The following is a 12,079-nucleotide window of genomic DNA, read 5'->3' on the forward strand; positions in this document are numbered from 1 at the left end:
GCTTTGGGTCGCGAAGCGGCCCCTGCTTCTGGTCGCGCATCGGCCAAGCAGGGGCTGCCTCGCAGCCCGGCGTGGGCAAGCGCCCTCGCCACAAAAGCCCCCGCCATCCAGTTTCCACGCTCCGGCTCTCATCCCATCGAAGCGCCTGACCGCTACCCAAGTAGCATAGGTCGCACCAAACAGGCTTCGTACACTCGTACCTCATACATGCGCACCTGCGGGAGGCGACGATGCAGCAGGTCCAGAACGAAGGTATCGTCAGCGCGATGTCCCAGGCCACCGATGCCCAGCAGGTGGCGCAGGAGCTGGCGCGACAGTTATTGCATCCGCACCTGGGGTTCGTGCTGTTCTTCTGTTCCGCCGAGTACGATTTGCAGGCGCTGGGGCAGGCCTTGCAACAGAGCTTCGGCGGCATTCGCCTGGCGGGTTGCACCAGCGCCGGGGAAATCACTCCGCTGGGGTATGGACGCAATTGCGTGACGGCGGTCGGTTTCGATCACCGGCACTTCTCCATCGCCCTCGAACTGATCGACGAAATGGAACGCTTCAGCCTGATCGACGCCCAGCAAATGGTCGAGCGCCTGGTCGGCGGCTGTCGCAGCAATACCCTGGCACCGATCAAGGGCAACAGCTTTGCCCTGACCTTGCTCGATGGCCTGTCCAGCCGCGAAGAAATGGTCCTGGCGGCCTTGAGCGCCGCGCTGGGCGACATTCCGCATTTCGGCGGTTCGGCCGGCGACGACAACTACCTGACCCACACCCATGTCTACTTCGACGGCGAGTTTCACAGCGGCGCGGCAGTCGTGGTGTTGGTCAATACGTGGCTGGACTTCGAAGTGTTCACCACCCATCACATCCTGCCCCGGGAGGAAAAACTGGTGGTCACCGGAGCCGACAGCGCTTCGCGGCGGGTCTTCGAACTCAATGCCGAGCCGGCTGCCGCCGAGTACGCCCGACACATCGGCGTGCCGGTGGCCGAGCTCGATCACCGGATCTTCGCCGCGCACCCCTTGGCGGTGCGGATCAATGAGCAGTATTACGTGCGTGCCATTCAGCAGGTTCATGCCGATTTGAGCCTGAGTTTCTATTGCGCCGTGGAGAACGGCATCGTCCTCACTGCCATGACCCCCGGTCCCATGCTGCCGAACCTGCAAAGCCTGTTCGACGGCTTGCAGGAGCGTCTCGGTGATTTGCTGCTGACCATTGGCTGCGATTGTTTTCTGCGGCGCCTGGAGCTGGAGGACGACGGCAGCCTCGAGCAGATCGGCGCCTTTTTGCGCGAGCAGCGGGTGATGGGGTTCAACACCTACGGAGAACAGTTCAATGGCATGCACATCAACCAGACATTCACCGGCGTCGCCATTGCCCGAGGGCGGTCCCTCGGACTGCGCTGAACTGCGGGCGCAGATCGCCGGCCTGCAACACGACAACCAGAAACTGCAACGCATCAACGCCGCGTTGATCGAACGTATCGAGTCCGGCATCACCCGGGGCAATGATCCCTACGCCGCGTTCCAGCATTCGGTGGTGCTGGCCGAGCAGGTGCGAGAGCGCACCGACGCCTTGAACCAGGCCATGGCCGAACTCAAGGCAGGCAACCACTTGCTCAGCGAAGCGCGCTTGCGCGCAGAAACGGCTCATCAACACCTTATCGACGCGATCGAGAGCATCTCCGACGCCTTCGTGCTGTTCGATGCCCAGCAATGCATCGTCCTGTTCAACAGCCGCTTCAAGGCCTTCTGGAGCAACAGCCGGGTGCGGATCAGCGCCGGCATGCGCCTGACCGAGGTCAAGCGTCTGATGATGAACAACGGTCTGTTCACCGAAGAGCCGCGCGGGCAAGCCGACGAAAACCTGCTGTATCGCTTGCAGGATGGTCGCTGGTTGCAAGTCAGCGAGCGGCCCACCCAGGAAGGCGGGCGGGTGATTCTGTTCACCGACATTACCGACGTCAAACTCAGCGAAACCGTGCGCCGCGAGCAAGCGGTGGCGCAGAAGTCGCACCTGTTGCAACGGGCGGTCGACAACCTCTCCCAAGGGGTGGCGATGGTCAACGCCGACGGCATCCTGGAGCTGTGGAACCGCCGGTTCCTCGAACTCAGTGGCCTGGCACCGGTCGCGGCCCATCGTCCGTTTGCCGAAGTGATCGCCGACAGCGAATTGACCCTGCTGACCCCGGCCAGCCGCGACGCCAACGGGCGGCCCACGCAGGAATGCGAACAACGCCTCTACGATGGCCGGGTCCTGGAGATTCGCACCCATCCGCTGCCCACGGGCGGATTCGTCAACACCTTCACCGACATCACCGAACGCTACCAGCACGCCGAAGCCCTGAGCGAAAGCGAGCGCTGGATTCGCCTGATCACCGACCATGTGCCGGCGTTGATTGCCTATCTGAACGCCGACCTGGTCTACGAATTCACCAACAAGGTCTACGAAGAATGGTACTGCTGGCCACGGGGCGTGATGCTCGGCCAAAGCTTGCGTGAAGTGCACAGCGAACAGCATTACCAGCGCCTGGAGTCCTACGTGGCCAGGGCGTTGGCCGGCGAGAGCGTGACGTTCGAGGTCGCCGAAACCAACGTCAATAATCAGGAACGCTACATGCTGCGTTCCTACGTGCCCAATCGGCTGGCCAGCGGCGAGGTGGTGGGGATTTTCGTGTTGATCCGCGACATCACCGAACGCCGCCGCACCGCCGAGGCGTTGCATCAGGCCTACCAGAATCTGGAGCTGCGGGTGCGCGAACGCACCGCGGAACTGACCACCCTCAACGACCAGTTGTTGCGTGAGATCGAGGAGCGTCGCCGGGTCGAATCTCGCTTGCGCGAGGCCAAGCAGGAGGCCGAGCAAGCCAATCTGTCGAAGACCAAGTTTCTCGCGGCGGTCAGCCATGACTTGCTGCAACCCTTGAACGCGGCACGGTTGTTCACCAGTGCCTTGCTGGAGCGCCGGGAGGCGGTCAGCAACGAGGTGCTGGTGCGCAATGTCAGTAACTCCCTGGAAGACGTGGAAAACCTGTTGGGCACCCTGGTGGATATTTCCAAGCTCGATGCCGGGGTGATCAAGGCGGACATCGCGCCGTTCGCCCTGAGCGAGCTGTTGGACACCCTGGCGGCGGAATACACCCAGGTCGCTCGCAGCGAAGGCCTGGAGCTGCATTTCATTGCCTGTTCGGCGTTGGTGCGCAGCGATATCCAGTTATTGGCGCGCATCCTGCGCAACCTGTTGAGCAATGCCATTCGCTACACCTACAGCGGTCGCGTGGTGCTCGGTTGCAGGCGTCATCACCAGCGCCTGTCGATTCAGGTCTGGGACAGCGGCATGGGCATTGACGAAAATCGCCTGGAGGAGATTTTCCAGGAGTTCAAGCGTGGCGATGTGCAACGTCCGGATCAGGACCGCGGCCTCGGGCTGGGCCTGGCGATCGTCGAAAAGATCGCCGGCATTCTCGGGCATCGGGTTCAGGTTCGCTCGTGGCCGGGCAAGGGCTCGATGTTCTGCGTCGAAGTGCCGTTAAGCGCCACCGCACCGCAGGCAGCCCCCGCTTTGCTGATGAGCGAGCCAATGCTCGAACGGCTGCGCGGGGCGCGGATCTGGGTGCTGGATAACGATGCAACCATTTGCGCCGGCATGCGCACGCTGCTGGAAGGTTGGGGCTGCCGGGTGGTCACGGCGCTGTCGGAAGAGGACCTGGCACGGCAAGTGGACAACTACCACGCCGACGCGGACCTGCTGATCGCCGACTATCACCTGGACAACGATCAGAACGGTGTGGACGCCGTGGCCCGGATCAATGCCCGGCGCGGCTCACCGATCCCGGCGATGATGATCACCGCCAACTACAGCATCGAGCTCAAGCAGCAGATCCGCGAACTCGGGCACACCCTGATGCACAAGCCGGTACGGCCGATGAAGCTCAAGACAGCCATGAGTCATTTGCTCGCTCGGCCGTGACTTCTCCGGTGTGGGTGCCCCCCCTGTAGGAGCGAGCCAGCTCGCGATGGTCTTCAACGATGACGCGGGCTGTCTGAATGCCCGCGTTGCCCTGACGTTTATCGCGAGCAGGCTCGCTCCTACAGTGGTTGGGGTGCACCTGCGGGTGATTGGTGGGCCGTGACGCTCACCAATTCCTGTAGGAGCGAGCCAGCTCGCGATGGTCTTCAACGATGACGCGGGCTGTCTGAATGCCCGCGTTGCCCTGACGGTTATCGCGAGCAGGCTCGCTCCTACAGTGGTTGGGGTGCACCTGCGGGTGATTGGTGGGCTGTGACGCTCACCAATTCCTGTAGGAGCGAGCTTGCTCCGGGCGGCGTGCCGACGATGGTCGTTATGCGCTCTTCAGGCAAGCCTCACCGCCGCAGATACGACCCGAAATCAATGTCCCCGGCACTCAGGATCGCCTGCACCCGGTTGTGCACGTTGAGCTTGCGCAGGATCGCCGAGACGTGGGCCTTGACCGTGGTTTCGGCGATTTCCAGGGTATAGGCGATCTGTTTGTTGGACTCGCCTTTGGTCATGCGTTCCAGCACTTGCAATTGCTTGCGGGTCAGGGCCTGGAGCAGCTCTGGCGGGAAGCTGGGGGTGTCGTTCATCCGCCGGTGCGTACCGGTTCTGGCCGAGCGGATAATGTCCGGAGGCAAGTAGACGTTGCCGTTGAGAATCTGCTGGATCGCATCGGTCATCTGGCTGCGGGGCGAGGATTTGGTGATGAAGCCCACCGCGCCGTAAGTGATGGCTTGCAGGACGATTTGCTTGTCTTGCTCGGCGGACACGATCACCACCGGAATGGTCGGTGCTTCGTTGCGCAGGTTGATCAAGCCATTGAGCCCGTGCATGCCGGGCATGTTCAGGTCGAGCAGGATCAGGTCCAGGTCATCGTGTTCCTGGGTCAGGGCCAGGGCGCTGTCCAGGTCGGCGGTTTCCATCACTTCGCTGCCGGCAAAGCCGTCGCTGATGACGTTATGGATGGCTTCGCGAAACAGCGGGTGATCATCGGCAATCAGAATTTTGTACATAGCCTTTCACCTCATTATTTTGATTATGGTGTGGCAACAACACGCACGCGTAAAGCTCAGGGAAAGGGTTCGGGCCGGGCCGGCGCCACCGGCAGGTTGGCCGCCTGCCAGGCGTCCACACCGTCACGGTACCAGTACAGTGTCTTATAGCCCAGGCTGGCCGCGCGTTTGACCGCGTTCCAGCTCAACCAGCAGTCGGAGCGGCAGTAAAAGACCAGTGGTTGCGTCGGGTCACCGGCGGTCAGTTTTTTCAGGTTGTGCGCGAAATAGTCTTGCCACTGTGGCGTCAGCTCACCATCACCGGTATTGGCCAGCCAATGGCTGCCGGGCAGGTTTTCGTGGGGCTGGTCTTCGATGAACTGGCCTTGCAGCCATGGGCGGCGGTAAACGTCGATCAGCAGCGGGCGCGGGGTTTGTTCCAGCAGGGTTTGCAGGGCCGGTGTGTCGACGAGGGTCGCGCCCTGCAACTCATGGGGCGTCGGGCTGCGGTACAGGTCAATGCGATAGCCCTCTGCGGAAAACAACGCGGCTTCAGCGTGGGCGTTGCCCAGCCACAGGCTCAGCGACAACGCAGCAAAAGAGAGTCGCAGCAGGCGACGTCGGGCATGCGGCATGGGTTCAATCCTTATCGTTATGGACCCATTACATGCCAGTCGCGCTGCGTTTGGAATGCGACGATAGACAGGAAAACCAGTACTAAAGTAGTAGTTTTGGTCCTGCAGGAGATCTGTCAGCCGGATTTGCGCAGGGCGGCGTGTTGCGGGTTGAACGTCAACACGGCCAGCAGCGAAAACAGCAGGGTCAGCCCCACGCACACCGCCAGCGCCAGGGCATTGAAGCGTTCATACAAGGCAAACCGCACCAGTTCCACGGCATGGGTGAACGGGTTCAGGGCACACAGCCAGTACAACCATTCACTGGACTCGCGCATCTTCCACAGCGGATACAGGGCCGAAGACAGAAAAAACAGCGGGAAAATCACGAAATTCATGACCCCGGCAAAGTTTTCCAACTGGCGGATCGCGTTCGACAGCAAAAGGCCCAGGGCACTGAGCATCAGCGCCACCAGCAACAACGCCGGCAAGGCCCACAACAGGCCCATGGCCGGCGGTCGCACACCATAGACCCAGGCGATCGCCAGAAACGCATACACCTGCAACAACGAAATCAGCGCCGTGGCCAACAGCTTGCTGCACAGCAGAAAGGTCCGGGGCAGGGGGCTGGTCAACAGTACGCGCATGCTGCCCATCTCGCGGTCGTAGACCATCGACAGCGAACCCTGCATGCCGTTGAACAGCAGGATCATGCAGGCCAGGCCCGGAATGATGTACACCTCGTACGGAATATAGGTGTCGTAAGGCTCGATGATCGCGATGCCGAGGGCCGCACGAAAACCCGCGGCGAACACCAGCAGCCATAACAAGGGCCGCACCAGCGCGCTGAGAAACCGCGTGCGCTGCAGAACGAAACGCAGCCATTCGCGCAGCACGATGCCGCTGAAACATTGCCAGTACGCATTCATCGGGCAGCTCCGGAAGTCGTGAGACGGGTGAAGGCCGAACCCAGGTCGCCGCCATGTTCCAGGCTCAGCGCATCGGCCTGCCCACTGGCGACCAGCCGGCCTTGATGGAGAATCAGCAAGTCATCGCTGGGCTGCACTTCGTCGAGCAAATGGGTGGTCCAGAGCACGCTGATGCGCTGCTCGCGGCACAGGTTGCGAATGTGCTGGTTGAGCGCCAGTCGACTGGCCGGGTCGAGTCCGGCGCTGGCTTCGTCTAGCAGCAGAAGACGTGGCTCATGCAGCAGGGCGCGGGCAATTTCCACCCGCCGGCGATGCCCGCCATTGAGTTCGCGTACCCGTTCGCGCCGGCGTTCGGTCAGGGCCTGGCGGGCCAGTTCCGCCTCGACCCGCAGGGCGCTCTGGCGCCTGGACAGGCCATGCAGCGCCGCGTGATAACGCAGGTTCTGCTCGACACTGAGGTCCAGGTCGAGGGTGCTTTGTTGAAACACCACGCCCAACTGCCTGAGCGCCGGGCGTGGCGTTCTGGACAACGAGTAGCCACCGACGCGGATGTCTCCGTGCTGCACGTCATAGAGCCGGGTGAGCAGGGCGATCAGGGTTGATTTGCCGGCGCCGTTAGGCCCCAGCAGCGCCGCGAAGCGTCCCGGTGCCAGGCTGAAACTCACTTGGCGCAAGGCCTCCCGGGCACCATAGGCGAAGCTCAGGTCGCTGACCTCCAGGGCGTTCATGGGGTCACTACCACGCCCCAGGGATAACGTCCGACCTTCACGGATTTGATGACCTTGAGGCTTTCGACATCGATCACCGAGACGTCACCGCTGACGCCGTTGGTGGCCAGCAACTGTTTTTGATCCGGGGTAAACGCCATCTGCCAGACCCGTCGCCCCACCAGCAGGTAGTCGAGAATTTCGAAGGTCTTGGCATCGATCACCGCCACATGGTTGGCCGGGCCCAGCGCGACGAAACCGTACTTGCCATCGGCGCTGAGTTTGACGCCCACCGGTTGGACCTTGTCCGGGTGCACGCCCTTGATCTGGAAGTTCAGGGTCTTGAGGATCTTGCGGCTGGCCACGTCGAGAATGGTCACGGTGCCGCCGATTTCCGCCGAGGCCCACAGCTGCGAACCGTCCGCTGAAAACTCGACGAAACGCGGGCGCTGATCCACCAGGGTGCTGTCAGCCAGAGTCTGGGTGCTGGTGTCGATCCAGTGCAGCATGTTGGTGGTTTCGCTGGTGTTCACCGCCCACTTGCCATCGGGACTGACGGCCATGCCTTCGGGTTCGACGCCGACGTTGATCTGGCTGAGGACCTTGGAGGTTTCGGTGTCGATCACCGTGACCAGCGCATCGTCTTCGTTGGACACATACAACCAGCGATTGTTGGGGTGCAGGGCGAATTGCTCGGGATCCTTGCCCGACGGCAGTTCCTTGATGATCTTGCGCGTGGCCACGTCCATCACCTGCACCCGGTCCGAGTCGCTGGCGCAGATGTACAGCAGCTTGTTGTCATGGGACAGCAGCAGGCCACGCGGACGCTGGCCGACGGGCAAGGTCTCGGTGACTTGCAGGGTCTGCATGTCGATCAGGCTCAGGCTGTTGTCCTTTTCGTTGGAGACCCAGGCGGTGCTGGCCGCGGCGTGTCCCGCAGCGAGCAGCAGGGCGCAGGAAAGCAGGGTGCGGCGCATGGCAGATTCCTTATTGTTGTCGTTGTAGTGAAAAAAGGATCAGGGAAAGCGGCAACTGACCTCGGGCTTGTCGTAGCCCAGGCTGTCCATTTCGTTGAAGGGGTGCAGAAAGCCATCCTGGGGCGAGGTGCTGACCAGCGCACGGGGTTGCACGATGGGGATCGGCTGGCGCAGTTGACCGTTCCACGGCCGATAACTGAGCTTGCGCCCCTTAAAGCCGTCCAGCGGCAGTTGATCGCTGATTTCCAGCTGACGGATCGCCATGGGCTCGGTCTGGCGCAGTTTGCTCACGGCGCTGGCAATGCTGCGCACGGCCATCCATGCGGCGAAATCACGGTCGTTCATCCAGCGCCCGGTCAGGGCTTCGAAACGTTTCTGTAACTGCGCGGCACCGTAGGTTTCCACGGTTTTGTGCCAGCCCACCGGGGTCAGGCCTTGGGTGCCCGCCACCGGGCGCGGATACCAGGTCTGGTACGGCACGTATTCACCAAAGTCGCCGCGTTCGTCGGCCACCAACACCACGTCGTATTCAGCGGTCTGGGTGAACAGTGGCATGTCGGCCTGGGCGCTGCGTCGTTGATCGTTGTCGAAACTCCAGGCTTTTTCCGCCACCAGTTGCACGCCGAAGCGTTTGGCCGCGCGGCGCAGGGCGGCGGCGTAGGCTTGATCGTCTGCGGTCGGGCCGACGATGAGCAGTGCTCGCTGCCATTTGCGCACCACCAGGAATTGCCCCAGGGCATCGGCGAGCATCGCCCGGCTGGGCAGGCTGTGCAGCACATTCGGCAAGCAATCGGTGGTGCGCAGGCTGTCGTCCGGGCTGCCGGCGTTGAACAACAGGCTGTCGGGAAGTACCGCACTGAGCCGGCGCAGAGTCTCTGCCGGCGCATTGACCACAAACAGGCGCAGGCCCTGTTCGTGCTGGGCCTGGGCGGCATGGATCAACGCATCCGGGCTGTCGACGCTGGCACTCACCAGGCTGTAGCTGTGGTTGAGAAAACGCCCGGTGCTGTTGCTGTCAGTGATCGCCAGTTCAGCACCGCGCAACCCGGCATCGGTCGGTTCGGGAATGACGTTCGACAGCAGCGGTCCCGGGTCGGGGCGATAGCCCAGGTAGCCGATACGCACCTGCAACGGCGCATCGGCGGCCTGGCTTTGAGTCGCCAGCCCCGCCGCGCAGGCAATCGCCAGCACGTAGAACAAGGCGTAAGGGGCAAGCTGGCGCATAGGGCACTCCATTACAGGTAGCGCCAGCATAGGAAGCCTGAAGGCCGGATGAAATATGCAGAAAGTACCAGCGAGGCAGTACCAAGGTAGTAGCTCGCACCGTGCGGTGCGGTTTTAGCATGGACTAAAACGGCCATTACCCTGGAGGCAATCGATCATGCGAATTCTTAAAGCGCTGCTCCTGCCGTTTTTACTGGTCCTGAGCCTGATCGGTGTCGACAAGCTTCACGGCCCGCGCCCCGCGCCGTTGCTCGTCATGCCCGCGACACCGGGACGCTAGGCATGTCGGCCCTGTGGCGGATCAACCTCTGGGTGTGCGGTTTTTTCGCTCTGGTCACTTTGGCGTGCATGGGGTTGCTGGTGCATCAGGCACTGGCGGATGTGGAGCGTGAACTGCAATCCGCCGAAGCGGTGGTCGAGTACCTGAGTGAAACCGCCGAGCGCGATCCTGCCAGCCTGCAACCACGGCTGACGCGCAGTTTGCGTCACGTGCGGGTGCGCTGGCTCGAGCCGGGCGAAGCGGAACGGCTGCCGGTGCAGGACGGGCTCGATGCCTGGCTCGGACGGCTGTTGTTTGCCGAGGCCCGGCACAGTGAACGGGTTCTCCAATTGCAGGACGGCCGCCGCGTGCAGATCGTGGTCGATCCACGGGATGAAATCGACGAAGTCTGGGATTCTCTCCAACAATTGCTGAGCCTTTGTGGCCTGGCGTTAGCGTTGAGTCTGCTGACCATTCGCTGGGCCGTACGTCGGGGCCTGGGCCTGCTCGACGACTTGCTGCGCGCCCTGCAGCAGGTCTCCGGCGGCCAGCTCAATGTGCGTTTGCGTGCGCAGGGCCTGCCGGAGGCGCGGCAACTGGCGACGCATTTCAACCGCATGACCGACGCACTGGAACAGGCGCGGGCCGACAACACCGAACTGACCCAGACGTTGCTGGCGGTGCAGGAACAGGAACGCACGCAACTGGCGCAGACCCTGCACGACGACCTCGGACAATACCTGGCGGGGATTCGCGCCCAGGCCTGCCTGCTGCGGCTGGTGGCGGATCAGCCAGACACCGTGGAACGCACAGTGCGTGAGCTCGAACACAACTGCGAACACCTGCAACAGGGCTTTCGGGCGCTGGTGCATGGCCTCTATCCGGTGGTGTTGCAACATCTGTCATTGTCCGAAGCCTTTGGCTTGCTGGTCGAGCAATGGCAAGGTCGGCAGGGGATCGATTGCCAGTTGAGGGTCAGCGCGCAGTTACCGCCGTTGTCCGCACCGGACAAGACTCATCTCTACCGCCTGTTGCAGGAAGCCCTGACCAACATTAGCCGTCACGCCGGCGCCAGTGAGGTGCGGGTTCGCCTGCAACATCATGGCGGCCATCTGCGCTTGCTGATTCGCGATAACGGTCGCGGCGCCCAACAGCCACCCCGCTCGGGTGTCGGTTTGCATTCGATGTTCGAGCGCGCCCGCAGCCTGGGCGGCGAGTTGCGGGTGATCAGCCGGCCCGGCGCCGGTTGGGCGCTGGCCTTGAGCATGCCTTTGGAGGTGTCATGAATATTCTGTTGGTCGATGACCATGCGGTGGTCCGCCAGGGCTACGCGAGTCTGTTGCGCGCGGTGCTGCCGGCAATGGACGTGCGAGAAGCGGCGACCGGCGAGGAAGCGCTGGCCAGGGTGCAGGAGGCTGTGCCGAATCTGGTGATCATGGATTTCGGTTTGCCGGGGATCAGCGGCCTGGAAACCACACGACGCCTGCGTCAGCGCCTGCCACAGTTGCGGGTGCTGTTTTTCAGCATGCACGACGAGCTGCCCCTGGTGCGTCAGGCACTGGACGCCGGTGCCTCGGGCTACCTCACCAAAAGCTCGGCGCCGCAAGTGCTGATCGAAGCGGTGCGGCGGATTCTCGCGGGCCATGCCTACATCGAACAGCCCCTGGCCACCCAACTGGCCTGCCACCCGCCACAGGACGCCAGCGATCCGCGTTTGCAGAGCATGACCCAGCGCGAGCTGGAAATTTTCGTGATGATCGCCAAAGGCACCCCGGCCCGGATGATTGCCGAACAGCTGAGCATCAGCAGCAAAACAGTCTCCAATCACCTGACGTTGCTCAAGAGCAAGTTGCAGGTCTCGTCCCATGCCGAACTGGTGCACCTGGGCATCGACATGGGGGTGGTACGGGTGGCCGGCTGATTCACCGCCTTGTGCCTGTGTAGGAGCGAGCCTGCTCGCGAAGAACGTCAACGAAAACGCGGCGAGCCTGATGCCCCGCGGCACTCTCGGGTTTTTCGCTTGTGCCTGTGTAGGAGCGAGCCTGCTCGCGAAGAACGTCAACGAAAACGCGGGGAGTCTGATGCCCCCTGGCGCTCTCGGGTTTTTCGCGAGCAGGCTCGCTCCTACAAAAGAGCAAGCATCGACATCTGCTCGCGAAGAACGTCAACGATAACGCGGGGAGCCTGATACCCCGTGGCGCTCTCGGGTTTTTCGCGAGCAGGCTCGCTCCTACAAAAGAGCAAGCATCGACATCTGCTCGCGAAGAACGTCAACGGTAACGCGGGGAGTCTGATGCCCCATGGCGCTCTCGGTTTTTTCGTTTGTGCCTTTGTAGGAGCGAGCCTGCTCGCGAAGAACGTCAACGGTAACG

At 62.4% G+C, this 12,079-nt stretch carries 11 protein-coding genes; 5 read left to right on the forward strand and 6 right to left on the reverse strand.

The window, feature by feature from the left end; all coding sequences use genetic code 11:
• Positions 1-230 precede the first annotated feature (230 nt).
• Positions 231-1,394 (forward strand): nitric oxide-sensing protein NosP, encoded by a 1,164-nt coding sequence (gene nosP / locus GQ39_RS06140; protein ID WP_047528182.1) that lies wholly within the window; start codon positions 231-233, stop codon positions 1,392-1,394.
• Entirely contained in the window at positions 1,363-3,957 is a 2,595-nt protein-coding gene (nahK, locus tag GQ39_RS06145) for a hybrid sensor histidine kinase/response regulator NahK/ErcS' (RefSeq protein WP_047528183.1), read from the forward strand. Before nosP ends, nahK begins: the two co-directional genes overlap by 32 nt.
• Before the next feature lie 395 nt (positions 3,958-4,352).
• On the opposite strand, the gene GQ39_RS06150 is transcribed toward nahK, so the two are convergent.
• The 6 genes from GQ39_RS06150 to GQ39_RS06175 form a co-directional block, all read right to left on the reverse strand.
• Positions 4,353-5,018 carry a response regulator transcription factor gene (locus tag GQ39_RS06150; protein WP_047528184.1) on the reverse strand — a complete coding sequence of 222 codons (666 nt, stop codon included), beginning with the start codon at positions 5,016-5,018 and terminating at the stop codon, positions 4,353-4,355.
• Positions 5,019-5,074: 56 nt separating this feature from the next.
• Entirely contained in the window at positions 5,075-5,632 is a 558-nt protein-coding gene (locus GQ39_RS06155) for a PQQ-dependent catabolism-associated CXXCW motif protein (protein ID WP_047528185.1), read from the reverse strand.
• A gap of 116 nt (positions 5,633-5,748) precedes the next feature.
• On the reverse strand, positions 5,749-6,540 hold the full coding sequence (locus tag GQ39_RS06160; RefSeq protein WP_047528186.1) for an ABC transporter permease: 792 nt from the start codon (positions 6,538-6,540) through the stop codon (positions 5,749-5,751).
• On the reverse strand, positions 6,537-7,268 hold the full coding sequence (locus GQ39_RS06165; RefSeq protein WP_047528188.1) for an ABC transporter ATP-binding protein: 732 nt from the start codon (positions 7,266-7,268) through the stop codon (positions 6,537-6,539). Before GQ39_RS06165 ends, GQ39_RS06160 begins: the two co-directional genes overlap by 4 nt.
• The gene (locus GQ39_RS06170) at positions 7,265-8,224 is read right to left on the reverse strand and encodes a YVTN family beta-propeller repeat protein (protein ID WP_047528189.1); all 960 of its coding nucleotides are present in this window, start codon (positions 8,222-8,224) and stop codon (positions 7,265-7,267) included. Before GQ39_RS06170 ends, GQ39_RS06165 begins: the two co-directional genes overlap by 4 nt.
• Before the next feature lie 39 nt (positions 8,225-8,263).
• Complete coding sequence (locus GQ39_RS06175) at positions 8,264-9,448, reverse strand: ABC transporter substrate-binding protein (protein ID WP_047528190.1); 1,185 nt, start codon at positions 9,446-9,448, stop codon at positions 8,264-8,266.
• A 157-nt stretch (positions 9,449-9,605) separates the two neighbouring features.
• On the opposite strand from GQ39_RS06175, the gene GQ39_RS33475 reads away from it, so the two are divergent.
• The 3 genes from GQ39_RS33475 to GQ39_RS06185 are packed head-to-tail and all read left to right on the forward strand — an operon-like array spanning position 9,606 to position 11,628.
• The gene (locus tag GQ39_RS33475) at positions 9,606-9,728 is read left to right on the forward strand and encodes a hypothetical protein (RefSeq protein WP_262984254.1); all 123 of its coding nucleotides are present in this window, start codon (positions 9,606-9,608) and stop codon (positions 9,726-9,728) included.
• Positions 9,729-9,730: 2 nt separating this feature from the next.
• Entirely contained in the window at positions 9,731-10,993 is a 1,263-nt protein-coding gene (locus tag GQ39_RS06180) for a sensor histidine kinase (protein WP_047528191.1), read from the forward strand.
• The gene (locus tag GQ39_RS06185) at positions 10,990-11,628 is read left to right on the forward strand and encodes a response regulator (protein ID WP_047528192.1); all 639 of its coding nucleotides are present in this window, start codon (positions 10,990-10,992) and stop codon (positions 11,626-11,628) included. The genes GQ39_RS06180 and GQ39_RS06185 overlap by 4 nt, the downstream gene beginning before the upstream one ends.
• The last annotated feature ends 451 nt before the right edge of the window (positions 11,629-12,079 follow it).

It is taken from the genome of Pseudomonas sp. 11/12A (assembly GCF_000800055.1).
GTDB lineage: Bacteria > Pseudomonadota > Gammaproteobacteria > Pseudomonadales > Pseudomonadaceae > Aquipseudomonas > Aquipseudomonas mohnii.